General features: G+C 69.7%; 18 protein-coding genes. 6 read left to right on the forward strand and 12 right to left on the reverse strand.

From position 1 onward, the window contains the following. Positions 1–150: 150 nt before the first annotated feature. Entirely contained in the window at positions 151–3,237 is a 3,087-nt protein-coding gene (locus tag AB0924_RS31860) for a hypothetical protein (protein ID WP_366913265.1), read from the reverse strand. Positions 3,238–3,433: 196 nt separating this feature from the next. On the opposite strand from AB0924_RS31860, the gene AB0924_RS31865 reads away from it, so the two are divergent. Further along, on the forward strand, positions 3,434–3,832 hold the full coding sequence (locus AB0924_RS31865; protein WP_366913266.1) for a hypothetical protein: 399 nt from the start codon (positions 3,434–3,436) through the stop codon (positions 3,830–3,832). A gap of 43 nt (positions 3,833–3,875) precedes the next feature. Here AB0924_RS31865 and AB0924_RS31870 read toward each other — a convergent pair whose 3' ends face one another. The 4 genes from AB0924_RS31870 to AB0924_RS31885 are packed head-to-tail and all read right to left on the reverse strand — an operon-like array spanning position 3,876 to position 8,774. Beyond that, a complete protein-coding gene (locus AB0924_RS31870; protein WP_366913267.1) occupies positions 3,876–5,240 on the reverse strand; it encodes an AAA domain-containing protein in 1,365 nt (454 codons plus the stop codon). After that, entirely contained in the window at positions 5,237–6,745 is a 1,509-nt protein-coding gene (locus tag AB0924_RS31875) for a hypothetical protein (protein ID WP_366913268.1), read from the reverse strand. Before AB0924_RS31875 ends, AB0924_RS31870 begins: the two co-directional genes overlap by 4 nt. Then, positions 6,742–7,884, reverse strand: a complete 1,143-nt coding sequence (locus tag AB0924_RS31880; RefSeq protein ID WP_366913269.1) for a hypothetical protein — start codon at positions 7,882–7,884, stop codon at positions 6,742–6,744. Before AB0924_RS31880 ends, AB0924_RS31875 begins: the two co-directional genes overlap by 4 nt. A 50-nt stretch (positions 7,885–7,934) precedes the next feature. Further along, positions 7,935–8,774, reverse strand: a complete 840-nt coding sequence (locus AB0924_RS31885; protein ID WP_366913270.1) for a hypothetical protein — start codon at positions 8,772–8,774, stop codon at positions 7,935–7,937. Between the two features lie 430 nt (positions 8,775–9,204). On the opposite strand from AB0924_RS31885, the gene AB0924_RS31890 reads away from it, so the two are divergent. The 5 genes from AB0924_RS31890 to AB0924_RS31910 all read left to right on the forward strand — a co-directional run bounded on the left by AB0924_RS31890 (position 9,205) and on the right by AB0924_RS31910 (position 17,666). Beyond that, positions 9,205–10,443, forward strand: a complete 1,239-nt coding sequence (locus tag AB0924_RS31890; RefSeq protein ID WP_366913271.1) for an exonuclease SbcCD subunit D — start codon at positions 9,205–9,207, stop codon at positions 10,441–10,443. Beyond that, positions 10,440–13,649, forward strand: a complete 3,210-nt coding sequence (locus AB0924_RS31895) for an SMC family ATPase (protein ID WP_366913272.1) — start codon at positions 10,440–10,442, stop codon at positions 13,647–13,649. Before AB0924_RS31890 ends, AB0924_RS31895 begins: the two co-directional genes overlap by 4 nt. Positions 13,650–14,135: 486 nt before the next feature. Then, on the forward strand, positions 14,136–15,731 hold the full coding sequence (locus AB0924_RS31900; protein ID WP_366913273.1) for a Mu transposase C-terminal domain-containing protein: 1,596 nt from the start codon (positions 14,136–14,138) through the stop codon (positions 15,729–15,731). Further along, positions 15,728–16,501 (forward strand): ATP-binding protein, encoded by a 774-nt coding sequence (locus AB0924_RS31905; RefSeq protein ID WP_366913274.1) that lies wholly within the window; start codon positions 15,728–15,730, stop codon positions 16,499–16,501. Before AB0924_RS31900 ends, AB0924_RS31905 begins: the two co-directional genes overlap by 4 nt. A 130-nt stretch (positions 16,502–16,631) precedes the next feature. Next, entirely contained in the window at positions 16,632–17,666 is a 1,035-nt protein-coding gene (locus AB0924_RS31910) for a hypothetical protein (protein ID WP_366913275.1), read from the forward strand. A 135-nt stretch (positions 17,667–17,801) separates the two neighbouring features. On the opposite strand, the gene AB0924_RS31915 is transcribed toward AB0924_RS31910, so the two are convergent. From AB0924_RS31915 to AB0924_RS31945, 7 genes are all read right to left on the reverse strand, one after another. Further along, on the reverse strand, positions 17,802–19,220 hold the full coding sequence (locus AB0924_RS31915; protein ID WP_366913276.1) for a Wadjet anti-phage system protein JetD domain-containing protein: 1,419 nt from the start codon (positions 19,218–19,220) through the stop codon (positions 17,802–17,804). Next, positions 19,213–22,284 carry a hypothetical protein gene (locus AB0924_RS31920; RefSeq protein ID WP_366913277.1) on the reverse strand — a complete coding sequence of 1,024 codons (3,072 nt, stop codon included), beginning with the start codon at positions 22,282–22,284 and terminating at the stop codon, positions 19,213–19,215. The genes AB0924_RS31915 and AB0924_RS31920 overlap by 8 nt, the downstream gene beginning before the upstream one ends. Continuing rightward, the gene (locus AB0924_RS31925; protein ID WP_366913278.1) at positions 22,281–22,931 is read right to left on the reverse strand and encodes a hypothetical protein; all 651 of its coding nucleotides are present in this window, start codon (positions 22,929–22,931) and stop codon (positions 22,281–22,283) included. Before AB0924_RS31925 ends, AB0924_RS31920 begins: the two co-directional genes overlap by 4 nt. 4 nt (positions 22,932–22,935) lie before the next feature. Beyond that, on the reverse strand, positions 22,936–23,499 hold the full coding sequence (locus tag AB0924_RS31930; RefSeq protein ID WP_366913279.1) for a hypothetical protein: 564 nt from the start codon (positions 23,497–23,499) through the stop codon (positions 22,936–22,938). Further along, complete coding sequence (locus AB0924_RS31935) at positions 23,492–24,736, reverse strand: hypothetical protein (protein WP_366913280.1); 1,245 nt, start codon at positions 24,734–24,736, stop codon at positions 23,492–23,494. The genes AB0924_RS31930 and AB0924_RS31935 overlap by 8 nt, the downstream gene beginning before the upstream one ends. 279 nt (positions 24,737–25,015) lie before the next feature. Beyond that, complete coding sequence (locus AB0924_RS31940; protein ID WP_366913281.1) at positions 25,016–26,539, reverse strand: UvrD-helicase domain-containing protein; 1,524 nt, start codon at positions 26,537–26,539, stop codon at positions 25,016–25,018. Beyond that, complete coding sequence (locus AB0924_RS31945; RefSeq protein ID WP_366913282.1) at positions 26,536–26,973, reverse strand: hypothetical protein; 438 nt, start codon at positions 26,971–26,973, stop codon at positions 26,536–26,538. The genes AB0924_RS31940 and AB0924_RS31945 overlap by 4 nt, the downstream gene beginning before the upstream one ends. Between the last annotated feature and the right edge of the window lie 3 nt (positions 26,974–26,976).

The raw sequence follows: 26,976 nt of genomic DNA on the forward strand, positions 1-26,976 counted from the left end.
CCCCGCGCTCTGTCGCAGCGGTGCGGACGGCCTCTGGAGGACCTCGGATCGCCGTCGAGGCGGCCGGCGGCGCGTGCCCGCGGCGCTGGAGAACAGCACCGGCATCTCGGGGTGGCCACTGCGCTGTGCCTGCGCACCCCCACTGGCGGGTCAGATCGTGTCGTCCTGGGTGGCTGGCCAGCCGAACGGGTCCGTGTGCTCGATGTCGTCCGTCCAGTAGCCGTACCGGTCGCCGAGCACCGACAGCAGTGCCTGGGAGTCGAGCCGGCCGGGGCGGATGGCGAGGCCGAGGCCGCGCGCGGTGCTCACCGCAGCCGCGGACAGGTGGGAGCGCAGGGCATGTTCGGTGAATGCCTGGGCGGGAACAGGCGGGTCGTGAGGACGTTCGGGGGCCTGCATGGCGGCGAGGATGCGAGCTCGGTGTTCGGGGGAATCGCCCGGGGAGGGGCGCAGGCTCTGCTGCTGGGCGCGGTGGTTTCCGGCCGCGTTGGCGATGGCGGTCAGCAGGTGCCAGTCGCGCCACCCTTCCTGCCTCAACTGCGTGGCTGTACGCCGGAAGCCAGGGTCCGCGGCCAGGCGGGGAAGGGTGTAGCGCACGATGGGGAGCAGGTTGGCATAGCGGTTGCGGACGGTGTCGAGGGCTGTTTCGTGCTTGTAGCCGGGTCCGGGCCCGGTCCGGGCCGGTAGGGCAGCTGGTTTCGCCTGGCCGCGCGGTATGCCTGCTCCGACGGCTGGGTCGGCGAGCGCAGCCATCGTCTGGTAGTCGTCGGCTTTCAGGAAGTCGGCCAGTTCGTCGTAGGGGCGGCCGATGAAGAGTTTGTGCCAGAGACCGCCGGCGAGCGCCTGCTCGACGAGGTGCATGAATGCCTCGTCGGAGAGCAGCGACTGGGAGAGCACCACCTTGACCAGGGCGGTAAGCAGACGGGACGGTTCTGTTTCCACGTCCGCGGGGGCGATTGTGGGCAGGCGCAGCCTCCACCGGTTGGTGTCCCGGTCGGCGCTCTGGTCGCAGACGGCGGGCTGGTCGTGGGGCAGGGTGGTGTCTGCGTGGATCTCGACGCTCAGGCTGCCGGGCAGGAACAGCGGGTCTCCTACGGCGAGTTCGCCGAGGAACACCTGGAGTGCTGCGGTGTAGCGTTCCGCGGCCAGCACCGACAGCCGGTCGTTCGGGCAGGTGATCTCCCAGTCGACGCCGAGCGCGTTCCAGGCATAGCGGCGTGTGGGGCCGGCGTCGCTGAAGGGCCGTCCCACACCGTGGGCGTCGGCCTCCTCGGCGTACGTCTCTTCGGCTGCTGTGAGGACGTCTGCGGTCGAGGCGAGCAGGTCGTCGATGATGGTGTCGATGCCCGCCGAGGCGGTGATCGTGCGGAGCAGGGGGACGAAGCCGGGCCTGACCGCGTCGGCTACGCGCAGGGTGAGCGCCTGATTGCCCATCATGTCCCAGACGTAGGGGTAGCGTTCGTGGTTATACGGCTCGTCACAGTAGGAGTTCTGCGCCATGAGGCCGATGCAGAACAGGCGGGTGGCGGAGATCCAGTTTCCGGCTTGGCGGTCGTACTGGGCGGCGAGGATGATCCCGCGGGGGACGAAGCGGTTCAGCTCCGGGGCGGGGGCAGACGTCGCGGCGGTGGCGGCTGCGAGCGCGTACTGCTTGGCCGCGGTGGGCAGGCCGAGTTCGCTGTAGAGGCGCGCGCACAGCAGCAGCATGATCAGGCCGCCCTCAAAGGTGTCGCCGCGCAGCCAGTTCGCCTTGGCGTCGTGGATCTCCTGGAGCGCTTGCGGGATGCGGCCGCTCTTGATCAGGGCGTGGCCCCGTGACTGGGCGCGTTCACCGCGTGCACTCTGGCCAGTGACCCGGTCGGTGGCCTGATCGAGCAGGTCACGGACCTCCCGGTACAGGGGGTGGTCCACCAGTAGAGGGGTGAGGTAGTCGAAGAGGTCGGCGGTGTGCTCGATGGGGAACAGCGGCGCGTTGACCAGGTGGTGGCCCAGCCGGAGCAGGATGCGCATGCCGGTGTCGAGGTCTGTGAGCGGGGGCTCCGACTGCAGGGCGGGGATCGGCTCGCCGGCTTCTACCGCTTCGCGGACGGATGCGGTGACCTCTGCGACGGTCGGCAGGTCCTCGGGCACGGATTCGAGGTCGGCGGTCATGTCGGCGTGCAGTGCCAGGCGGGCCCGCATGGCCAGCAGATGCGCCATGGCGTTGGGGGGCGGGTCTGCAACCAGCAGGCGGTCGATCTTGTCTGCCAGCAGGTGCTGCCAGCCGCACAGGTCCTCTACGGTCAGCGCGGTGAGGCGGCGCACCAACGCCCCGAATCCGTATTGGAGGAGCACAACGGCGTCCTCGAGAATTCCTGGGTCGGTGAGGGTGTCGTCGGTGGTGACCGTGTCGAAGAAGTCGCGGGCCAGTTGGTCCGAGGGGTGCATGTCGCCGAGGCCGCGCAGGGTGGCCACGACAATCTCGTAGCGGGCGCGCAGGGCGGTGTGCTCTCCCGCTGCGGCGGCCAGCAGGGCACGTGCGTGGCCGATCCATTCCGGCAGATCGGCCCGGGCCTCGTCGTGGAAGGTGGCGTGGCGCAGCGGGCCCCGCAGGTCCACCAGGTCGCCCAAGGTGCGGACCGGCTCGTCGTTGGCCTGCCATCGCCGGCGGGCTTCGACATACCAGGCGGGCAGTTCACCGGCTCCGTCCGGGCGCGGTGGAGCGAGGTCGGAGGGCAGGTGGAGGTACTGGACGGCGAGGTAGAACAGGTCGTAGTCGGCGAGGTGGAGGGCGAGGGCGGCCGCGTCCCAGATCTCCAGTTCGACCTGGTGCGTCCGGGCGGCTTCGTCGATCAGGTCGTGCCGCTTCCTGGCGGGCACGGCGGTCACCGTGAAGTAGATGACGCGGTCAACGGGGGTGCCCTGCCCGCAGATCGATGCCAGGTCCTTTCGGATCTTGCCGGGGATGTCGGTGGCCTGGATGGTGCAGGCCATCACCACCCGCTGGGTGGAGGCCAGCGACGCGAACAGGGACGTGCCGGGCAGTTCCCGGGGAATGTTGCTCCAGTGGCTTTCGGCGTCCCGGCCCTGGTCCCCGCCGCTGCTGACGGGGCCGGTCGCCGGCAGCAGATTGCTGGTGATCCTGCGGCGGGCCAGGCCCAGGCACAGGGCCTCGAACTCGTGGTGGCTGTTGCTCTCGCCGAGGATGCTCAAGGCGAAGCGGATGCGCTTCTCGAGCTGGACGGCATCGTCACTCACGTCGTTCCCCCTGGTCTGGCTGCCGCAGTCACGCACGACCAGTGTCCAGTACCCCACTGACATCCCGGGGCCATGCGCGCGTCTCGGTGCTGAGCGGACATGGGTTCGGCCGCCGGGCGCGTGCTTATGCGCGTCACGCAGTCGGCACCCCGCGTGGGCTGAGTCTCGGCACCGCGCGGTGCGCAAGGATGGAGCAATGGCTGAGGACCCCGCTGACCCTGTTGCGCGCCCGGTACAGATCCCTGCGCGGATCCACGCAGTGGGGCCGGGCTGGCAGGGGCTGCTGGAGCGTCTGCATGCCCAGATCCGCGCGGTTTTTCCCGGCTATCGTCTCCTCGATCTCAGGGAGAAGCTCGGCGGCCTGCGCGTCTACGTGGAAGGGCCGCCGGGCAGCGGCGACAGGCTGAGGAGCCTGATCGTTCTTGCCGAGGTGGAGGCGGAGCGCACCTGTGAGTTCTGCGGCGCACCCGGCCGCATCCGCACCCGCGACGATTGGCCGGGAGGATGGCGCAAGAGCGTGTGCGACAGCTGCCACAGCGACTGGTCGGCACGCCGCATCGTGATCGTTTGTGGTGTGGTGCGCAACCGCGGGTGAGGGCAGGTCGATGCGCGCGCTGCGGGTGCGTGCCGGGGACTGCTCATCCGCGCCGGCGGCCGGGCTGGGCCCGGGCGTGAACGGTGTGGTCGGTCAGGTGGGCGAGGACGGTGTGGTTGGCCTCCCAGCCGTCGGCGACCTGGGAGGCGGCTCCGGGTTGTGCGGGGTCGTTGGAGGGGTGGGCGTCGAGGAGTTCGGCGATGCCGGCGCGGGCCACGACGATGCAGGCGTGGCGGTGGCGTGAGGTGAGGACGCACAGGCGGCCGGCTTCCAGGTGGAAGGCGGAGGCGTCGCCGCGGCCGGAGAGGGGGTGCAGGACGATAGTCACGCGGAATTCGCAGCCTTGGAGTCGGTTGGCGGTGTCGATGGTGACGCCGTGGAGGTGGGGGTACTGGCGGGCCAGGAGGGCGCGGATGTGGTGGGCCTGGCTGCGGTGGGCGGTGCCGATGGCGATGTCCCCCGGCTGCAGGACGTGGCCTTCGGGGTTTTCCTCGCAGGTGGTGGTGGCGCGCCGGGCCAGCAGCCGTTCGGCGATGCTGAGGACGGTCTGGAAGGCTTCGATGTCGTGCTGGCCGGTGATGCGGGCTGGTAGTTCGAACAGTGCCCATCCGGTTCGGGCGGCGTGTTCGATGACCTCGTCGGTAGGGGTGCGCATGCCGCGGATGGAGAACGTGAGGGTGCGGTCGGCTTCACGGCTTCCGGCGTGGAAGGGCGTGAAGGGGTAGAAGGCGTCGCTGATCAGGGGGACGGCTGAGGGCGGCAGGCGCCAGGACACGGGCAGAAAGTGGACGGGCAGGTCTCGGTTGTTGCCGAGCAGGACGGCGACCGCGCTGTTCATGGGGTCATGGGGCAGGCCTTGGAAGCGGTCGGTTTCGACCGTGGAGAAGGGGTCGAGTTGGCCGGGATCTCCGACGAAGAGGGCCCGGTCAAAGAGGCCGGCGGTCCACAAAAGCATGTCGGAACGCATCTGGTAGGCCTCGTCGATGATCGCCCACGGCCATCGGCGGTCGGTGACCGTGGCCCATTTCATGGCGGTTCCCACGATGACGTCGGCCGTCTTCTCGAGGGCTTCGATGCGGGTGGCGATACGGATGCCGGGATGTGCCTGCAGGTCGTGCGGGACTGAGTGTTCCGTTGCGGTGAGCCGTGCGGTGCGCAGATGCGGGTGGTGCCGGGCGAGTCGTCGTAGGAGTTGGTCGACCTGGGTGTTGGTCTGGGCGATGACGGGGCAGGGGGCGTTGGACTGGGCGAGGGCGTCGGCGGCTCGGGCGACCAGGGTGGATTTGCCGGCGCCGGGCGGGGAGTGCACGACGATTCCGCGGTGGGTGAGTGTGGGCAGTTGGTCCAGGATGGCGCGGGCGGCCGTGTCCATCCGCTGCTGCGGCGAGGGCTGGTGGGAAGGTGTCACTGTTCTTCCTCTCCCGCGCCCGCATCCTCGTCGCTGTCGTCCGGATGGTCGGCAGGAGGCCCGCCATGGGTCCAGGGGGTCTGTTCTCGTGAGGGAAATTCCGGCATCCGGTAGGAATCCGGTGCGATGGTGAACACGAGGAAGGCCCCGGCTTCGGGCAGGACGTCGTAGGTGGGACGGTGGGCGTGGCCCATGCCTGCGGTGATCTCGAGTTTGACGAGAGTGTCGCCGTCGGCGGGAGTGATCTCGCAGATCTTGTAGCCGGCCTTGCGGTAGGTGTGGCAGGCCAGGAGTTGGCCGGGTTCCATGCGCAGCGGGTCGGAGGTGGACACGGTGAACCGGGGCCGCCATTGTGGCCGTCCGGTGGGCCCGCGCAGGGTGTGCTTGGAGTTGATCGCGGTGACGGTGCCGCCGAAGGCTTCGCCGGTGGTGCGCAGTTCGGCTCGTGCGAAGGGGTCGTCGGCGGTGCGTTCGGCGGCGAAGACGGCTGCTGCGTGTTCCATGTGGGCCAGGCGGACGGCGGCGGCGACGGCTTGGTCGCGGGCCGGCCGGGGGCGTCCGTCCTGGGCCAGGTGCAGGCATTCGTCGGTGAAGGCGGTGCGTTCGTGGTCCCAGCGGCGTGCGGTGCTCTCGGCTTCGGGGAGGGCCTGCAGGAGTGCGTAAGCCTGCCACATGAGGTCCCAGGTGGGCTGCAGGCAGGTGGCCAGCAGGCGCTCGAGTTCTCGCAGGATGCGGGTCTGCTCCTGGGCCAGGGCTTGTCGCCGGGCGCGGGCATAGGCGTCGAACAGGGGCGCCAGGTGGTCGTTGTCGAAGGCGGCGTCGGTGACCGGTCCCGCCGGGCGGTGGGTGGCCGGGTCTTCTGCTGCCAGTGCGGCGTCGCGTCCGGAGGCGGTGTGGCGGGGCGGGTCGATCCAGGCCAGCAGGGTGGCCAGGTCCTCGTCCTCGAGGGGGCTTTGGCCGCTGATCCAGTGCATGCCAAGGAAGCTGGTCATGGGGATGAGGGCGGCTGAACCGGCCAGGTCGGCGCGGTCGGTGAGATAGGTGAGCCAGTGTCCCAGGCGCTGGACGGCCCGGGAGCCGGGATGGTGGTCGTCGGTGCTGCGGAACCGCAGGTCGGCTCCGAGGTCTTTCAGGTGCTGCACGGTCTGGGGGTTGGGGACGAGGATCTGGGGAGCGTCGGTGTAGCGGCGGCGGGCCGGCTTGCTGGAGGTGGCGGGCAGGTGTTCGCTGTGCCGCTGGCAGGCGTCGATGTAGGCGGTGACGGCGTCTGCCAGGGAAGCGAGCATGGGAGTGGTGCTGCCTGAGGGCGGGGCGAGCAGGAGTTGGGGGCGGTGCGGGTCGGTGCCCAGCATGACGGCCAGCGGTCGTGCGGCGGGCCCGGTCTGTTTCAGTGCCAGCAGCATCAGCGGCTGGTCGCTGAGGTGGAGGTGACGCAGCTGGCTGGCGCGTTGGGCGTTGCCGGTGGCGGCGGCGCGCATGCGCAGGAGCGAGGTGAGGCGGATCATGCGGTGTCCGTCTGGAGGTCTGCGTGGATGCGCTGTGCGTGGCGCAGGGCCTGGGTGAGGTCTTTCTGGCCTCGTGAGGGGTGCAGGTGCCCGTCGGTGAGGGCCAGGGCCGTGGCGATGGTGTCGATTCCCGCGAGGTCCTCGCGGACTGCGGTGCCCAGGGCGGCGGGCTTGCCCTGGTTGCGGGCTTCGGTGCGGCAGTGGAAGGCCAGGTCGCAGTGGTGGCGGCAGCCGGGGGTGTAGTTGGGCCGCACGGTGGCGAGCGCGGCAACGAGTTCACCGCGGGGCCGGGTCGGTTTCTGGTCGGGGCCGGGCGCCAGGTCGAAGGTGGTGTCGGGGGGAACTTTGTCCAGCAGTTCGGGCAGGCGCCGCAGTCTGCCGAGGTGGCGGCTCAGGTTCTTGATCTGCTTGTGGGCGCTGAAGGGCGTGGCGGTGGGGTGGCGGGTGAAGTTGCGCGGGTTGACCAGGACCACGGTGTCGGAGACGCGCTCTGGCGGGAGACCGTCCTCGGCGAGGAGTTCCCGCAGGGCCAGGACGTAGGCGGCGGCCTGGGTCAGCGCTGCGGTGGCCTTGATGGGATCGGGCTGTCCGTGGATGACGGGGAAGGATTTGATCTCTACGACGTAGAAGACGCCCTCGCGCTGGAAGGCGATGACGTCGGGTTCGAGGTAGGCCTGGTGGCCGGCGACGGTCAGACGCAGTACGGGGTGGTCGAGCAGGGTGCGGGGGTCCGACCTGCCGTGTGCTGCTCTGCGGATACGCGAGCGGGTGTGGACGCGGCGCAGCCGCAGAGGGGACGTGTCGTCATCGCTGCCGACGCTGTTGACGTCCTCGTAGGACACCTCCGGCACGCTCAGGCCCAGGGCTTGGCGGAGCAGGGGCACCAGCGGGGCTCCGGCCTGGGCGGTGACCTGGCGTTCAAAGGCGAGGCCGTAGTCGAGGGCGAGCTGGGATTTTCTCAGCGGCCGCGGGAGGTCCAGATGGGCGGCGAGGGCGTCTTTGTCGATACCGGCCGCATCCAGCAGGGAGCGGCGCTCGCAGCTCGGATTAGCGGTCAGCGCCGCCAGGGTGCGTGCATTGTGCGGGATGGGCGCAGCGGTTCCGCGTAATACGCCCAGTCGTTCGTCGAGCGAGCTCACTGATTTCCTTGGCGGGACAGGGCACAGCCGTGCTGGTTGCAGAGGTGGATTTACGAAGTACGCCGCAGGCGGGCGGTGTTGCGCAGGATGTTGCCGAAGATCTGCTCTGCGTCGCCGAGTTGCTGACGTGCGCGCTGGGCCGCTTCGGCGCGGGTGTCGGCGTCGTCGTCGGCGTGGATCTCCAGTTCCGCTGCGGCGGCCCGGCGCAGCGCGTCCAGGTCGAGCGGGCCCCGGGGGGCGTCGCCGTGGATGTTGCGGCTGTAGTGCAGCAGCAGCTGCTGGACGGGCTGCGGCATCCCGGCCTCGCTGGCGAGGCGTTCGGCGGCGTCCGCGAGCCGCACAGCTGAGGTGAGGAAGTGGACGCGCTGGGTGAGCGGTCCCACCAGGCGCTGCTCCAGTGGCCAGGTGCTCAGGGCGAGCAGCGCGCGGGCCGGTGAGAGCAGGTCGAAGGTCAGCGCGGGACAGATGTAGTAGGCGCGGCCGTAGGGGGCGGAGCGGAAGGAGCGTTCCTCGTCGCGGCGCAGGGTGGTCATGCGGGCCGTGTTCAGCGGGGTGGAGAAGAACGCCTGGTGGACCTGGCTGAGCAGTTTGGGCGAGGCGGGGACGGTGAGCAGGGCGAGCGCCTGATGGACCTGGTCGCGTACGGGCACGTCCTGGTTGGGCTCGACGACTGCCGGCGCGGGCTCCGGCCGGACCCCTGGCTGCACCTCCGGCTGGGCCGTACCCGGGACCTCAGTGATCCCGCACAGAACGTTCCAGGCGTGTCGAGTGCGCGTCAGCTCCTCGCCCAGGGAGTGCAATTGGGCGGTGTCGTGTTGTGTGAGCGCCTGCCGGAGCGCCTCTTGCAGCTGCTGCATGCGCTTCTCGAGTGCGACCAGATGCTCATCCATGCCCGCATGCTAGCAGTCACTCGGGTATCCCAGTTTCATTCCAGGAAAGTGTGAAGACCGGTATCTGGAGATTTGGTCGCGACAGGTGCGACCAGGTGGGGGCTCGGCGACCGTAGGGGTACCGTCGGCTGGGCCGTGTCCCGGGACATCACGAGCTGCACAGAACGTCCCAGGTGTGCTGGGTGCGTGTCAAATCCGCACGGGCAAGGGGCACTTGGAAAGTACCGTGTTGCGTGAGTGCCTGCCGGGCCGTCTCTTGCGGTTGCTGCATGCGCTCCTTGAGAGCGGTCATGTGTTCATCCATGCCCGGACGCCAACAGTCACTCGGGACCTCCAGTTTTACTCCAGGGAATTTGGTGTACAGTCCCGGGCTCATAAGGCACCATCGGTGCTCTCCTACGCCTCGCTTCCCAGAAGGGCGCACGAAGGCATGAGACTGCTCCACACCTCCGACTGGCATTTAGGCCACATCTTTCACGGGCACGCCCGCGAAGAGGACTTCGACACCGTCCTGGCCGAGATCGTGACCATCGCCCAGGAAAGCCAGCCGGATCTGATCGTCCACAGCGGCGATCTGTTCCACCACTCCCGTCCCACCATCCGGGCCATGTCGCGCGCCATGGACACCCTGATCGAACTCGCCGCCATCGCCCCCACCGTGGTCCTGGCCGGCAACCACGACTCCCCCGCATACTTCAAGTTCTTCGGCTCCATGAACGGCCCCTTGCGGGGCCGGGGCCTGTTCTTCGCCGACCGGTTCCGCCCCGCGGACGACGGCGGTGTCCTCACCTTCGACGCCTGCGGCGGTGAGCAGCGAATCCGCCTGGCCGTCCTGCCGTTCGTGCATCCGAACCACTTCTGGCAGCACTCCGCGACCGGCACGTCGTACGCCGACTACGCCGAGGGGATGCGCGGGCTGCAGGCGGAGCTGATGAGGGCCATGCACGAGGGGTACGACCCCGACCGGGACATCCTGCTGTTCGCGGCCCACGTGTACGTCACCGGCGCCCAACGCTCCCCGAGCGAACGGGCTGTGGACGACGGCTTCGAAACCGGCCCTGAGAATCTTCCGGAGGTTTCCTACGCCGCTCTCGGGCACATCCATCGCCCGCAACCGGTGCGGGGCGCCAAGTGCATCGCCCGCTACGCGGGAAGTCCGCTCGCCATGGACTTCGGCGAAGCCGACGAATCCAAAAGCGTCGTGATCGTCGACGCCGACCCCGGACGACCGGTAAGGGCGTTGCCCCGCCGGCTCTCCAGCGGCCGACGGCTGGCCCACTTCCCCGGGACCCTGGAGGAGTTGAAGGCCGCGGCCGCCCAGTACGACGGGACCTTCCTCAAAGCGGTAATCGCCGGCGAAGAGCCCGACGGGCTCCTCAGCCAGAAGATCGCCGAGATCGTCCCGAACGCAATCCTCGTCAACCCCGTACCGGCACGGGAGGCGGCCGCCGAGGCTGTCATGGACGGTGATCCCGGCGAGGAGCCGGAACTCCCCGACGCCTTCCGCGCCTACCTGGCCTCCGAGGGAGTGAGCGGCGCTGCCGCAGAGTCCACCGTCACCGCATTCACCCACCTGCTCAACGAGCTCGACGACGAGACGCTTCCCCCGGTCCCGGCCGAGGACATGCTCCGCGCTGCGCTGGAAAACACCTGGACGGAGGCGTCGTGAAGCCCAGCCGGCTCATCGTCAGCGGAATGCGCAGCTACCCCGGCACCTGCACCATCGACTTCACCGGGAAGCGCCGGTTCGCCATCCTGGGCCCTACCGGCGCGGGGAAGTCCACTCTCCTTGAGGCGTTCACCTTCGGCCTGTACGGGGCGAGCTCGTGGTCGAGCAAAGCTGACGAAGCCTATGAGCTGATCAGCACCGGCAGCCCCAGCATGCACGTGACGTTCGAGTTCTCCGTGAACGGCCGCCCGTGGCGGGTGCGGCGCACCCTGTATGCAAACCGCAGGAAGCCGCAGGCTGTTCTGGAGTCCATGGCCGAAGGCGGCGCCGACCTGCGGGTCGACAACATGCGCGCGGTGACAGAAGCCGTCACACAGCTCATCGGGCTGGACTGGAAGGGCTTCGTCAGTACGGTCCTGCTGCCCCAGGGGAAGTTCGACAACCTGCTCACGGCGAACAAGGGCGACCGCGCCGACATCCTGCGGCACGTCTTCGGCATCAGCGAACTGGAACGTGTGCGCAAGCACGCCGGCGTTCGACTGGAGCGCTTGAGCGCGGGCATCTTCGACGCCAGGAGCGCCCGGGCGGACCTCTTGCGAGATCCCCATGCCGTCGCCGCACAGGCGGCGCTGGATGTGGAGCGTACGCGTGGCCTCGCGGCCAGCCGGCGTGAGCGGTTGGCCGCTCTGCGCGCGGCACAGGGGCGGGCCGTCGCACAGAAGCACCGAAAGGCCGCTCTGGACAAGGCGGCACGGCTGCTGCGTGAGCGCAGCGTCCCGGAAGCGGCTGTCACCCTGGCCACGCTGGCCAAGGCGACGACGGAGCTCGATGCCGAAGCCGCAGCACAGGAAGCGGCCGGACGCGATCTGAGCCTGAAGCTGGAGGTGGCGCAGGCCGCCTTGGAGGCGGCCACGCAGGCCGGTGACACGGTCCGGTCCCTGTCCGGTGCGGTGACTGTGCTCTCCGGCCTGCCGCGCCGTACAACGGGGTTGGACGCCCTGATGCAGCGGCTTGCGCAGGAGCAGCTGCAGCACGGCGAACATGAGCAGGAGCACACGCAAGCACAGCAGGAGCTGGCCGAGCACGAGCAGCGCCTGGCGGTTCTCGTCGAGGAAGCCGACCGGGCACAGCATGCCGTCACCCAGGCCCGCGCACACACCGACCAGATCCAGGAGGCCGTCCGGGGCCCGCTGCAGGAAGCAACCGCCGCGGCAGCACATCTGCAGTCGGCCAACACGGCGCTCGAGGCAGTCGAGGAGCAGCGCGGCCGCGTCGGCAAGCTGGAAGCTGAGCTACGTCAGCTGCGCGGGGCACGGGAAGAGGCCGAGGAGGCGCTTGCTGCGGTGGAGCGCGGCGAAGCCGCCCACACGGCGGGTTTCGCTCTGGCGCCAGGGGACGCCTGCCCGGTCTGCGTCCGGCCCCTTCCGACCGACTTCACTCCCCCCTCCCCGCTGGACGGCAAGGCGCTTGGCAAAGCCAGAGGCAAGCTCACCAAATCCTCGACAGCCGTGAACACAGCTGTCACCGCCGCGGCGCAGGCAACGGCCCAGTTGAGCGCGACCGAGCAGACGGCCCAGAAGCATCAGCGCGCGCATCTGGCCGCCCTCGAGCGCATGGACACTTCGCTGCTTCAGCTGCAGGAGCTGGTGGACACGATGCGGCCGGACGTCGTGCCGGGCGTGGCCACGACTCTGGACACGCTTAGCCGGCAGACGGCCGCCCAGGCGCGTGTCCTCGCGGGCAGCGCCCCCAAGAACCGGGCCCAGATCACCCGTGCGGTCAAGACACTCGTCCAGCCGCTGCGCGCTACGGAGGCAGAAACGCTCGCGGCCCACACGAGCGCCCAGGCAGAGCTGGCGACCGCGCAGGCCGAGAAGGAGGCGGCCCGGGCCCACCTCAAACGCCAGCGCGGCCGCTTGCAGCGTGAACGCAAACGGCTGGAGAAGACCCAACTGCAGTACGAGAGCGACCTGCAGACACTGCTGACCGAGGTCGCCGGCCTCCCGGCCTCGGTACGGCCCGTCCAGGACACACCGCAGGACCTCCCCTCCCCGAAGGACATCGCCTCAGCGCTGGAGACAGCCGGTCAGCTCCTTGCACAGCTCGAACAGACAGCACAGGCACGCGACGAAGCACAGCAGGCCCTCACCGAACACGCTGAGCTCCGGCAGGCCCTGGACGGACGGCGCCAGCGCAAGGTGGAGACTCCCACCCGTAATCTCCTCAAGAAGCTGGAGCGTTGGGCGGACGCTGCCACCAACGCGGACAGTCTCCTTGACGGCGAGGCGCCCAAGGAACTGCCTCCTGTCCCGGACGGATCCGACTTGGTCGTCGTCGTCGACTACTACCTGGCCCTCGCCTCCCTGAGCCGGCAACTGGCGGGCGCACTGGAACAATCCGGGCACCGAGCCAGAAACGCCATCCACGCGTTCGAGAAGGACCTCGCCCTCCAGGCCGGGACCGCCGCCGACGAAACCGACGATGACCCGGGTTTCCCGGTGCCGGAGAAGAGTGACCTGCTGGCACCCGCCGTTCTCGACCCGCTCAGCCGCAAGACGAGCGACGCGGAAACGGCGCACGACCAGGCCAAGTCCGATTTGTGTACCGCGCAGTCCCAAATCCCCTACGCCGAGGCACTGGACGCTGCCATCACCGCCGCGGATGAACAGGCCGCAGTGTGGAGGAGAGTGAGGGACCAGCTCACCGACACGAAGTTCCTCACCTATCTCACAGACCAGCGCACCCATGCGCTGCTCCGCTACGGAAGCAGAATCCTCCAGCAGATCTCCACCGGGCTCTATGCCTTCACCAAGGACTTCAAGATCGTGGAGTCCGCCACGAACCTCACGCGCGGCCGAGAAACCCTCTCCGGCGGGGAGAAATTCCAGACCTCCCTCGCGCTGGCACTGGCATTCGTGGAACTTCACAACCGCAGCAACAGCAAGCTAGAGAGCCTGTTTTTGGACGAAGGGTTCGCCTCCCTGGACTCCGACCGCCTGGACGCCACTCTTCCCGTCCTGAGCAACGCTGCAATCCAGGACAAGACCCTCGCAGTCATCAGCCACCTGTATCCGGTGGCCGACGCCGTCGAAGACGTGCTGTTCGTCGAAAAGACCGCCCAGGGCTCCACAGCCACCTGGCTCACGCCGCAACAACGCGCCACGACCATCCGCGACGGGATCCGGCGCATGCTGGAACACGCCTGAGCAACACCGGGCTGGCCAGCAGTGGCGCCAAGGACCGTCCGCCCCAGGGCAGCACCTTGGGACACCGGTAGCTCTCCTCTCTTCCTGCACCCGGCCCATCCCGTACGTCCCCCGGCGCATGCAGGCGCCCCAGGAAGCCCTGCGGCCGGCGCTGACAGGCATTCAGCTCAGCGCCGACCGCGGCCTTCCACCCACCGCAACAACGCCGGCCAGTCCCGGGCCGCCCCCGATGCCCCGGCATAAGCCTGCCCCTTGGAGCAGCCGGGCCTTCGAGAAGCGCGCCCCCTCCCAGCGAGTTGCCGACGCTCGCAGCCGGTGCGGGATGACGGCTCCGCCGTCCCTCCCTCGGCAGGACGCCGCATCACGAACCTGACAAACGGCCGGGGGATGCCAGTGCCGTCCGCCTTCTGGCACCGCCAACTCCCGGAACTAGCACGGCACTTCCGGTCCTTTCCACGATTCGTATCCATGTAAGGAGCAGGCCGCATGAGTGACTCTTCTGCCGGCGCGCAGGGTGCCGGCAAAGCGGTGTTCACCGCCCGCACGGGGCGGCCGGCCGCGCTGCCACGGTTGCTGTCGCTGGACCAAAGCGGCGAGCTGACCAGCGCGCACGTGAAGCTGGTCGCCACGGCCGTGGGCCGCTCAGAGCGGGCGGTGTGGCGGTGGGTCGCCAAGGCGCGCGCCACCGGCCAGGTCGACGCGGCGTCCCGGACACGGTTCCGCATCACCCCTGAACTGCGGCGGCTGCTGGTGGTGTGGGGAGGCAACGCCTCCGCCGTGCACCGTGAGCTTAAGCAGCGGGCCCTGGACGATCCCCGGCTGCCTGCGGCCCCGTCGCTGTCGACGCTCCACCGGGCGCTGCGCCGGGACCTGACGCCCGGGGAGCGGGCCGGGCTCGCCAAGGGGGAGGCCGCCCGGCGGGCCTTCGACGTGTTCGGGCAGCGCCCTCCCGCGCACCGCAACGCCGCCTGGGAAGGCGACCACAAGTGTGTGCCCGTGCGCGTGCTGCTCGAGGACCAGCTCGTGCAGCCCTGGGTGACCTGGTTCATCGACTGCCACACCAAAGTCATCACGGGTGTGGCCGTGACCCCCCACGCCCCCAGCGCGGATGCGGTGCTGGCGGCCCTGCGGATGGCCCTGGACCGTTCCGATCCCTTCGGCCCGGCCGGCGGCCTACCCGGCCTGATCAGGGTGGACCGCGGCAAAGAATTCCTGTGTCCAACCGTCGCCTCGGCCCTGGGCGCCTTCGCCGTGCCCGTTATCGATCTCCCGGCCTACAGCCCGCACCTGAAGGGCACCATCGAGGCGCTCAACGACGCGGTCGAGGACATGCTGTTCGTCTCCATGCCGCGCTACGTGCACCAGCAGACGCTCACCGGCGGGCGCACCGCGGATCCGGACGAGCCCGCACTCTCCTTCGAGGCGTTTGTGGAGCTGCTGCTGAAGTGGGTGCACTGGTGGAACACCGAGCACCAGCCCAGGGCGCTGGGCGGCCGCACCCCGATGCAGGCGTGGTCCTGCGACCCCACTCCCCTGCACGACGTTGCCGCCGAGCAGCTGGCCCATTTCGGGCTCGAGGACGACGGACGCACCCGCACCATCACCACGCAGGGCGTGCAGTGGCGCAACCGCCACTACATCGCCCCCTGGATGGTCGGCCAGGCCGGCGTCCGCGTCGTGGTGCGCCACCTGCCCCACCACGACAGGACCATCGAGGTCTTCGGCCTGGACGGTGTGCACCTGGGCAGCGCCGTCCTGGCCGAGGCGGCCAGCGAGGAGCAGGTCAACAAGGTCCGCAAAGCCCGCACCGCCAAGGCGCGGCGGCTTCGCGCGGACATGAAGGCCGCCGCACGGCTGCGCCGGGAGCGCTTCGAGGCCGTCACCACCGCCGCCCCGCCCGAGCGCCTGGGTGCGCTGACCGAGGCGGAGGCCGAGGCAGAACTTGCCGAATCGGACGCCACGGACCTGCGGAGGGCCGATCCCGGCTACATCCCGCACCAGCCCGTCCCGGACGGCTGGGCCCGCCCGGTCCCCCCGGCTGCGGACGAGCCGGGAAACGACACCCTTGAGGAGAACGCGTGAGCGGCGACATGGACTACGGCAGACTGCCCGCAGAGGACGAGGACCACTTCCACCGCCTCGATGCGCACCTGGTGGCCACCGAAACGCTCATGACGACCCTGGACGACGTGCAGGCGACGATCGACGCCAAGGCCATGATGGTCGCCTACGGAGCGGCCGGATACGGCAAGACGATGTCGGTGAACTCGGCGCTGCGCAAGATCGCCCCCGGCAACACCTACCGCCTGGAGCTGCGCTCGGGGCCGACTCCCCGCGACATCCGCCACGGGCTGTTTCACGCCTTGGGGCTGCCCGGGGAACCGCCGACCCGGCCGATCGAATTCGACACCCTCTTGAAGGAGGCGCTGTCGCAGACGTTCCGCGTGCTGGTGTGCGACGAGGCCCAGTGGATGGGCCGCAGTTCGTTCGAGTACTGGCGCCACCTGTGGGACGACCGCAACACCAACCTCGCGGTGATCTTCGCCGGCGGCGATGGCTGCTACAAGGTCCTCAAGCGGGAACCGATGCTGGCGTCGCGGATCTTCATCTGGCAGAAGTTCACGCGCATGCCCGAGGCCGAAGTCGTCGGCACGCTGCCGGCGTTCCACTCCCTGTGGGCCGGGGTGGACCCGCAGATGATCCGCAGCATCGACCGGGCCGCGGCCCACGGCAACTTCCGCAACTGGGCCACCATCACCAAGCACATGCTCAACGGCATGCAGAAGAAGGGCCTGACCGAGGTCAGGCAGGACCTCGTCAACTGGGTGTACAGCAAGCTGGGCGGCATGTAGCAACGGCCGCACATCCGCGGCGGCCCGGCGAGCCCGGGCCGCCGCCAACAACCTCGCACACCGCACGGACCGGCCCTGGCATCTCCGCATCCGGGGCCAGTCTGCGCGGTGCGCGGCCGGAAGGGAGGCGGTGGCTGTGGTCTACGGCGAGGTGACGATCGTGGTGGACGAACAGGACGACCTGTTCTACACCCGGGCCGCGCTGCAGGCGCACCGGCCCGCAGAAGGCCGCATCACCGTGCAGCCGACGCCAGGCAGCTCCAGCCCGGCCGCGCTGGCGCACGACATGCTGTATGCGCTAGGCAAGCGGCTGGCCCCCGGGCCCAACTCCCCCGATGTGTGGCTGGACTCGGTGAACGCGGCCTGGCTCGCCGCAGCTGCCTGGGGCATTGCGACCGGAGTGCGGCACGTGGTGGTCCCCCGGGCCCATCTGCTGACCCTCCGCCGCATCGACCAACTGCTCGCCTGGCGCGAGTCGACGGGGACGCAGCTGACTCTGCTGTGGCAGAAGGCCCCGCGCGGACTACCGCCGACGCTGGCCCGCGTGGAGCGCCGTATCAGCGGCCGGCCCCAGTTCGAGGCGCTGCTCGCCGAGCCGGGACCGATACCCGCGCGCCCGTCCTTCCCTCCCGCTATCCCGGCGATCACGGGAGCAGCGGCGACGTCTGCGGGGCAGTCACCCGCCCCGCAGCCGCATGGGACCGGGGCGGCGGCGATGAGGCCCGGACGGCGGACCAACCCTTGTGCCGGTGCGTTGGCCACGGTGCAGTTGGTCCAGGCCGCCCCTGCCATCGAGATCGCGTCCGAAGACACCACCTCTCTGGCCACTCTCGCGCACCCGCTCATCGCCGGAGCGCTGAGCGTGCTGGCCTTCACCCGGGCCGGCCTGGGCAGCCTGCGCTTCACCCGCGACCTCGACATCACCGGCGACGTCTCCACCATCAAGCTCCACGGGGTCGGCCATCGCAGCTGCCCGCTGTACGCGGTCCCTGCCTGGGCACGCCCGCTGCTGGCCAGCGCCCGAGCCCACCACCGCCTGACGGGCCGGCCCGGGGACAGCGTGTTCGGCCCCGTGCTGGTCGCCGAGGCACGCCATCTGCGTGCACACGCCGGGCGTCTGTCCCGACTCGACCTGACCCGGCCCGCTGGCATGCTTGTCCCGTGAGCTGGCGGTGCCGACCGTCCGCACTGAGCGCCACACGGCACAGCTGAGGTTGCCGATCGCGGCAGCCACCACCACGGTGTGGCTAGGAGCGGTGGAAGACAGTCCCAACCGCCCGCTCTGCCGTGTGCCGCAAGGTCAGCAGTTGTCGGGCATCTGCACGGCTTCCAGCAGGCCCGGGAGTGCGGGCAGGACATCGTCGTAGAGGGTCTCCTGCTCGCAGCCGTGCCCGCCGGTTCGGGCGATCTCGTCGGCCAGATCGCGCAGGGCCTCGATGCCCTGGTGCGCGAGCCGGGCGGCGAGCTTGCGGTTCTCCTCCAGTTTCGCGGGCTCCTGGTGGTATTTGGTGCCGGCACGGTAGAGGTCGACGGTCATAGCGACGGGGGTGACGGGCCGCCCGATGCGGTCGGTGAGGTTCCCGATGATGCGGATGCCGTGGGCGTCGAGGTCGCCCCATGCCGCAACGGGCAGGCTGTCGAGGCCGCGGAGAAACTCGGCCAGCCCGTCGGTTGCGTAGCCCTTGCCCCAGATACACAGCCAGGTGTCGGCGATCTCCGGGATCTTGCAGACCTGTTCGAAGGTGTCCTCGTTCTCGATCAGGAAGATGCCCTGGGCGTCGCAGGAGATCATGCCGAGGGCGCGGACACCGCGGGCGGGAAGGGCGAGCCAGGGGTTGCAGGCTGCCGCATCGGCGATGACGGTTCCGACGCGCCACTGCAGGGGGCCGCGGATGCGTAGTTCGGTGTCGGCCTTGTCGACGGCCTGGTCGAAGGGGATGCCGATCAGGTTGGAGAAGGCCTGCTGCCTGGCGGGGGTCCAGGCGCTCTTGGTGTTGCGCAGGCTGCGTCCGGCGAGTTCCTTGGCGGTGGTCTTGCGGGGGGTGTCCTGGGCGGGCCACCAGATGCCAGCGGCCCGGATGGCGACCTCGTACACGCGCCAGTCCTCGGCTCGTGTGGCGGTGCCTTCGGGGATCTTCAGGACGCGCCCCGGTGGTGTCCTGGCCAGCAGCGCGTGTTCATGGGTGAGCTGAAGGACGTCGGACATGACGTCGAGGAGCTCGCGGTGCAGGTCTTCGGGGTGCTGGCGGCCTTGGAGTTCGGCGAGTTTGTCCTCGGCGAGTTCGGCCCACGACTGGGTCAGGGTCCATGACCGCGGGCTGTAGGCGGTGCCGTTGACGACGTCGCAGCGCAGGATGACGGCGCCGCAGCGGATGAGGTCGACCACGGCCTGCCAGGCATTGTCGCCGAGATCGGCTTGGATGGTGGGCCAGCGCTTGGTGGTCTTGGTCCGCAGGACCTTCATCAGTTGTCGGGTAGTCAGGGCGGGCGGCGGCTCATAGGGGCTGACGGGGTGGTCGGCGACAAGGTCGACCTGCCGGGGACTGACCCGCCGTCGCTGGTCCCTGGGGACGCTCACGTGGATGGTGTCGTCGGCGTCCTTGGTGATGCGCGGCAGGGTGACAGCGGTGATGCCCGGCGGCAGGTTACGCAAGGGGACGGACTCGCGGCCGTGTGCCTCGCCGATGAGGAGTGGAGGCCTGGGGGTGGGATCAGACATGGGCGCGTCCTGCGGTGATCCAGTCTTCGGTGAGTTGGGTACGGTCACCGTTGCTGTCGAAGGCCCAGATGTTGGTGGGCTGGTTGATGATGTCGGCCGCTGATGCGTGGACGAACCACAGCAGTTCCCCGCAGACATCGGCGGCATCGGCGAGGACGCTGTCCTGGCAGGTGCCGAGGATGGTCAGGCGTTGGTCACGGGCGACGTCACGCAGGGCGGCGAGCATGTCCTTGCGGTTGACCTCGCCGAGGCTGTTGCCGAGTTCGTCCAGGATCAGGACTCTGCCCTGGGTCTGGGAGTCGGCCAGGAGTGCCGCGAGGACCAGCAGGATGGCATGCACCTTGACCTGGGCGCTATTGGCGTTTTCTCGGTAGGAGACATATCCGCCGCTGCGGGAGCGTTTCCACCGCGGGATGACTTGCCACTGCCAGTCACCGGCGCCCTGGGGGCGGACGCTGATGTGCTCGAGCTTGGCTCCGTGGCCGTCGCCACGCAGGTCGAGGTCGTTGAAGGCGGCGCTGATCTGGGCGAAGAGGCCGTCAAGGTGCTTTTCGATCATGTCCTGGAGGGTTTTCAGGTTGCGGACGCAGGTGGCGACCCCGGTGGTGAGTTCTGCGATCGCCTGTTCCCGGGCGTGCTGGTCGCGGGTAATGCGCGTTGCGGCCACCTCGTCCTGGTCGCGGTGGCCGGCGAGGCGGTTGTCCAGCGGTGCTGCCACGTCGGTGAAGGTGAGGGTGGGCAGGACCGTAGGGTCGGTGTCGGAGAAGGCCCGCATGGTCTCCTCTGCGGCGCGGAGGTCTTCGCCGACGTCTGCGCCTGGGGTGCCGTCCAGCCCGTAGTACTCGTAGGCCTTGCGTAGTTCGTCCTGCGCCTGTCGGTGCAGGGTCGCCGGCCGGGGGGAACGGGCCTGGTCCAATGCCGGGTCCAAGAGGCGGACGGCGTCTTCGAGGGTGCCGTCCCACTGCAGCTGCCACTGGGCTGCTGCGACTTGGCTGCGCTGGCGTTCAAGAGCCGCCAGGGTGCGGTGCCGTTCCTTGAGCGCCTTGCTGACCGCTTCCAGTTTGAGCTTTGCATTGGCGAGGAGTTGCTCGTGGGAGGCGTGCCGTGCCACGGCTTCCTTCCAGGTCTGCTGGAGCTTCTGTTCGTCGTGCGCGGCCTTGTTGACGCGGCCGGTCAGTTCGTCGATCTGGGTCTGAAGGTCGTTTTCTCGGGTGCGGAGGTGTGCGAGTTCTTCAGCGGCCTCGGCGGCCGCGTGCTGGGTCGTGGCCAGGGTGAGGGCAGCGGCGGCAACGGTCACGGCCTCGGCGGCCTCAGCGATGCCCTGCTCGGCGGCTGTGAGATCGTCGCGGGCTTGTCGGAGCCGGGCTTCGCGCCCGGCCAGCGGGGTCGTGAAGCCACCCGTCACGGTCAGCGCCAGCGCCTGGTCATGGACGGCAGCGCCGTCGGCCGAGGGAATCAGACGTTCTTGAAGGGTGCCGAGGAAGCGTGCCACGTTCAGGGTGCTGTGCATGCCTTCGGGCAGGCGTTCTTGCCCTTCGTCGGACGAGATGATCTGCGCGCCGGGTAGTGCGGCATGCAGAAGGCGGCGGGCCTTTTCTTCATGCTCGGGTTCGACGACGATCGCGTCCTGCCAAGGCGCCAGACGCGGTTCCCACGCGGGGCGGGCGGCCTCGTCCACGTGGAGCTGGTCGAGCAGGCCGTGCGCGGGGATGCGGTGTTCGCTCAGCAGATCGATGGCGTGGCCGGCCGTCCCGCTGCGGCCCCGTTCGACGTTGTGCAGGTGGGTGCGGGCTCGGGTGGCGATGTCTTCGGCATCCAGGCGTTGCAGCTCAGCCTTGGCGTGATCGCGTTGGCGTCGTTTCAGGCGGGCGGCCGCGGTGGCGCAGTCGCTGCCGTCCCAGCCTTGTGCCTGGGGCAGAAGCGTGGTCCGCTGACTGTGCAGCAGCGCCTGCTGGGTGGTCAACTCCGTCATCTTGCTGGACAGTTCGCGTGCATGTGCTTGGGCGTCGGACCACGTCTGGCGGGCTTCGCTCTCCTGGCTGGCGAGGTCCGCGGCGGAACCGAACGAGGTCACATGGTCCTCGGCGTCCTGCACCAAGTCTGCGACTGTCGCGGCCGCCTGCCTCTCCTCCTCCATGGCCGCGGCGATGCGCTGGTCGCTGTCGTGGGCGTCGCGGAAGGAGGCGGCAAGGTAGCGGCGCCATGCCTCGTGACCGCGTTGGAGGGCCAGGCGGGCGGCGTCGCGGGCTTGCACGCCGCTCATCACGTCGTCTTCTGCGAGCAGCGCCTGGGCGTGCTCCGTCTGGGCCTTGTCGAGGTTAATCTGGTGTTCCAGGGCCTGGCCGCGCAGGTCCTCTTCCTCCTCCAGCAGGTGTGTCATGCCCGACAGGGCGATCAGGGACCGGCCGATGTCGTGGGGCTCCATCTCGGTCAGCTGCTGGCTGAGCAGCGAGGGAACGGGTGGGCGCAGGGCGGTGTCGAGGTAGGTGAGGCAGCGCGGGGCGGTGCCGTAGAGCTTCTCGGCCATGGCCCGGGCGGAAAGGATCTGGCGTGTGCCCAGCTCGCGCCACAGGGCGTCGGCCTGGATGCTGCGCTCGTGATCGGTGGGGGCGTCGGCGAGGTGCAGGCCCTCGGTCCAATTGGCTTGCAGATAGGGGGCGGTGGTGGCGATGCGGACCCACACGGTCAACGAGCTGGTGGCGGGGTCGGCAGGGTCGGCGAAGACGCCGACGATGTAGCCGTGGGTGACCGGAGAGGCATGGTGAGCTTGGTCGACGCCGGCTGCGTCGGGACGGAACAGGATGCCGCTGGCGTGCCGGCCCCCGTTGGCCTCCAGGCGCCACTGCGGGTCGGCCAGCAGCAGGGAGACGGCGATGAGGAAGCTGGTCTTGCCGGAGCCGTTCGAGTCGTCCTTGGGACCGAGGCCGGAGACGGCGATGAACGTCTCCGGGAGGATCGGAACGGCGTGTGCCGTAAGGCGGGCGATGTCGAAGGTCTGGACACCGACCAGTTGGCGGTCGCCGACAATGCCCCGGGACGGGTCGGACGCGGGCGGAGTAGTCATGGTGTGTCGGGCACCTCGTGGTCGGGAGCGGCAGCCGGGGGCACGGCGCGAAGGGCGCGGCGGCGACGGATCGATTCGGCGAGGGGACCGTCGGGGTCGGCGAGCAGGATCAGCTGTTCGAACAGCTCGGCGCCCACGGCCGGCGTCAGGCGCAGGAACTGGTTGCCCAGGACGTAGCCGGGTTTGGTCCGGCGGACCAGGTCGGCGTCGGTCAGGCGCTGCAACGCGCTGGTGAGGGCCATGTCGGAGACCTGGCAGTCCTTGAGCTGATCCCTGGGCACGGGGGTGCCCTGGGTCCACAGCTGCTCGGGCAGGGTGATGCCGGACGCTCGTGGAATGGCGACGCTGAACAGCAGGATCAGAGTGAGGACGGCGCGGTCGTCACGCGGCAGAATCCCGATTCCTTCGTGTGCCAGACGTTGTCTGATCTCGTCGGTGTAACCGGAAAGGTAGCCGCCGCCGACCGCGAGCAGCGTACGTCCGGATGCGGCCAGGACCTGTTCCACCACGACCCGCAGCGGGGTCTCCGCGAGGGCGCGGTAGTAGGCCGGCCGCACAGGGAGCATGGCGGTCTCCACGGCGCAGACCGCCGCTCGGACGTCCGCCCGCCGGTTGTGGGACAGGGCTTCCAGGGCCGGTACGTCCACCGGTTCACTCCTTCCTCGGGGCGGGCAGGACGTCGTATCCGCCGCGGAGTTCGGCCACATCACGCTCGGACCACAGCGCGACCATGGGTCCGAGGCGGATCATGCCGTCGCCGGCGTCCGCCGAGAGGTGGCCGCAGGCGCGCAGGAACCGCAGGGCCGTCAGGAAGTGTGCGCTCTGGCCCAGTGCGGCCACGCCTTCCCGGGGAGTGAGGGCGTCCTGGAGGGGAGCCAGGGAGGCGATGACGTCCTCCTGCGCGGCGGGCTGTCCCGGGTACAGCGGCTGGCTGGGGTCGGGCCAGCAGTGGCGAATGCAGCAGGCCAGTGTGACCAGGCGGACGGCCGAGGCGGTGCGGTGGGCGTCGCTGTCGCCCAGGGCGCCGCTGGCCGGTTCCACGTCGGGGGCCCAGCCGGCCATCAGCTCCTGAATACCGTCGGGTGTGACGGCCTCCACCAGACGGCGCTCCACATCGTCGACGGCGCCGCGCAGCCGGCTGAGTTCGGCGCGGTCCGCGGGGACGGGAACCGTGCGCAGGGCCCGAGCGCGTGCCAGCAGGTAGGGGTCACTCATGGGGGCTCTGCGGTGCGGCTTCGGTGTCGTCGTCCATGCCTTGGGGGCTGTCGGGGATGCGGTACGCGGTCACCGGTGAGGCGTAGGTGACCGGGCCTGCACCATCCACGATGACCTCGCGGGAGATGTCGAGCATGAACGGGATGGCCGGGTCCGCTGCGGCGCGCAGCAGCCCGACCAGGTGCTTGACCGCTGCCTGCCAGGGCAGGGCCCGCAGGACGGTGGTGACGTCGGCTTCGTCCTTGCCGGCCATGAGCAGGGTCACGGTGGCCTCCCGTCGCTGGCGGGCGAGCGCGGCCTTGGCGCGTGCGGCCTCGACCGGGTCCGGTCCGGGCGGCCGCGACGGGGGGCGGGGCAGGCGCTGCCGTGGTGGTGGGGGCTGGTGGTCGGCTGCGGCGGTGAGGATCTGGCCCGTGGTGATCTGGACGTGCGGCGGATCGAAGACGGTCGTGGCGAACACCTGGGCAAGCGCGTCGGCGGAGGACCGCCGGGCCGCAGTCACGTACTGCTCGGGAAGGAGCTTGGTGAAGTCGCGGCGAGTGGTGGCTTGTTGCATGAGCCGGTCGTGGAACTCGTTGACGGCTGCCGTGTAGCGCAGGGCTTCCTGGATCAGGCGGGTACCGGCAGGACGCAGCGCGGGGTACTGCTCGGCGACGGCGTGGACCAGGTGTTTTGCCTCCTCGAGCGAGGTGGTGTGGGCATGGTGGTGGCGCTGGCCAAGCAGTTCTTCGATGGGCCTGGTCCGCACGAGTCGCAGCAGGTGGTTGGTGTAGTTCGCCAAGCTGCGCCGGGCCTGCGCAATCTTGGCGGCCAGTTGCTCCTCGGTCAGGGAGCCGTTCAGGAGACCTTCCCGGGTCCGGTCCAGCAGCATGGTGATCTCCTGGACCCCGCCGGCCTCCCCGAGCCGCTCATAGACCAACAGCGCCGCGCCGCTGGTCGGGTTGAACACATACCGCTGGTCGTGGGCCTTGCCGCGCAGCGACTCCAGCAGACGAAGCTTGATGAAGACCCGGAATCTCGCATCAAACTCGCCGGCGGAGGCCACCGCAGCACACGCCTGGGCTATCTCCCCGCGGCTCAGGCCGTGTTCGGAGCCGAAGTCGCCGAACACGTCCCGGACGGCCTCGGCGATGCGCAGTGCCACCGGATCGCGTGTCACTGCGCTCGGTGCAGCAGCGACCGGTGCCACGAATGGCGGTATGTGCTCTAGACCCTCCGCGTCGTCCTCCTGCTGCACGGAGAACAAGTCAGGCTGATCCGGCAAGTCCCCCTCCACCCCCGCATCACGTGCGTCCCTAGACCAGCATGACCGCTACCGGGCTCAAAGGGCCTGGAAACCACAAAACTTGTCTTTGTCCATCCCCAGTCCCAGCCGCGGCAGTGAGCGCGTGTCAGGTGCATCGGGATAGCCGAGGTGTCCATCGTCCGTCGTGCTGGAGCGGGGCCCCGCGTCGAGCCTGGCCCTCCCGGAAGGGGTGCGGGCCGGCTGGCAGGCCGATCTGGCGGGCACCTGGCTTCATGTCCTGGCAGCGGCAGGAGGCTGTGGCAGCGCCGGTGGACGGGCGCGCTCGTCGCCGACCGGGGGGCCGTCGGGATGGTCGTGGATCCAGGACAGTCCGCCCAAGTCGAGGCGTTGGCGGGTGCGGGTGACGGCTACATAGGCCAGGCGGGCTTCGGCGTCGTCGATGGGATCAGGTGGCGGCGGGGAGCCTGTCTGCTCGTCGGGCGTGTTGTCCTTGGGACGGGCGAAGTCGTCCGCGATGAGCACGCGGGGCCATTCACGCCCTTTCGCCTTGTGGGCGGTGGAGACGGTGACCTGGGCGTGTGGCTCGGGGGCGAGGTGGGCGACGGCGGTGAGGATGGCGTCGGTGCCGTGGGTGTCGACGAGGTTGACCAGGGGCTGCAGGTCGCGGCCGGCCGTGTCGTGGGCGGCGTAGTCCTGCAGATCGCCCCATGAGGGGAAGAGGATGAGTTCGGGGTGGTGGGTGCGGCGGCCTTCCTTCAGGTCGCGGGCCGCAAGGGCCAGGGCCTGCAGGCTGTCTCCTCCCCCGGCCAGGGCGACCCGGTAGCCGGCCGCCATGAGGGTCATGACCTGGGCCATGGCTCCGACGTTGGTGCGGCACAGCACGGCGTCCGGCTGGGTGACGGGGCCGAGTTCGGTGGGCACGGCGGGGGTGCCGGTGAGGCGGATGGGGGCGTCGGCGAGGTGCAGCCAGCAGTTGGCCTCGGCGGCGAGGGCGGGGCCGAAGCGGAAGGACTGGGAGAGGGTCAGGTGGGTGCCGTCGAAGCCGGTCATGACGTCTTTGGCGCCGCGCCACTGGTAGATGGCCTGGGCAGAGTCGCCGACCATGACCAGCTGGGCGTGCTCGCGCTGGCTGAGGAAGATCTGTTCGACGACGGGATTGGTGTCTTGGGCCTCGTCCAGCAGCAGAAAATCAGCCTGGATGCGGGGCCGGGCAAGAGCCCAGATCTTGAGGTAGTGGTCGTGGTCGAAGCGAACGGCGCCGTCGTCCGGGTGCTGCAGGTCGGCCCATGCTTTGCGGGCGAACGGCACGATGTGGGCGACGAGTTCGGCATGCAGGTCGGGATCGTCCAGACCGCGCAGGCGGGGTACATGGTGGCGGGTGATGGCCTCGTCCGCGGTGTGGCAGAAGCGGGCGACGGTGCGCAGGGCGGCGTTGGACAGGGCGCGTTGGGAGATCTCGCGGTCGCCGATGCGGACGGCTTTGGTCAGGCCGAGGGCTTGTCCGGTCTGCCAGGCCGGGCGGCGGGGTGCGTTCAGGCGGCGGGTGTATTGGTGGCCGACGGCCGTGTAGGCGAGTGCGTGGGCGGTCTTGCACTGCACGGTGTTGGGGAAGCGGGTGCGGGCGTCCTGGGCGATGGCCCGGTTGTAGGCGAGGTAGCGGCCGCGACGGGTGGTGGCGCGGGCGAGCAGGGCGAGGGTAGTGGTCTTGCCGGTGCCCGCACCGGCCTGCAGGGCGAGGTGGTGGCCGGTGTGGAAGGCGTCGGCGGCGGCGGTCTGTTCGTCGGTGGGTTTCATGGGGTGGGGCTTTCGGGGAGTCGGGTGAGCGCCTGGCCGACGGCGGACAGCAGGTAGCCGGGGCTGGTGTGGGCGAGGAGTTGGCGTACCGCGCGGTCGAGGCGGTCGGTCTCCTGGTAGGCGTGTTCGGCCAGGGCCCGGTGCAGGGCCAGTTCCACGAAGCGTTCGGGTGTCTGGGCGGCGCGCCGGGCTTGGGCGGTGAGGGCGGCGTGTACGGCGGATGGGAAGGCGACGTTGAGCAGCACGTGGTGGTCGGCGTCCGGGTAGTGCGTGGTGATCACGTCGATGGGCAGCCGTGTGCCGAGGCGGTGGCGCAGCCGGCGGAGGGCCCGGCGGGGGGTCTTGGCGGCGAGCGGCAGCAGGCGGGCGGCGCGGTGCAGGGCTGCCGGGGAGAGGGGGCGGGTCAGGGTGATTTCCAGGGCGTGGTGCGGCACGGG

Source organism: Streptomyces sp. NPDC047869 (assembly GCF_040704065.1).
GTDB lineage: Bacteria > Actinomycetota > Actinomycetes > Streptomycetales > Streptomycetaceae > Streptomyces.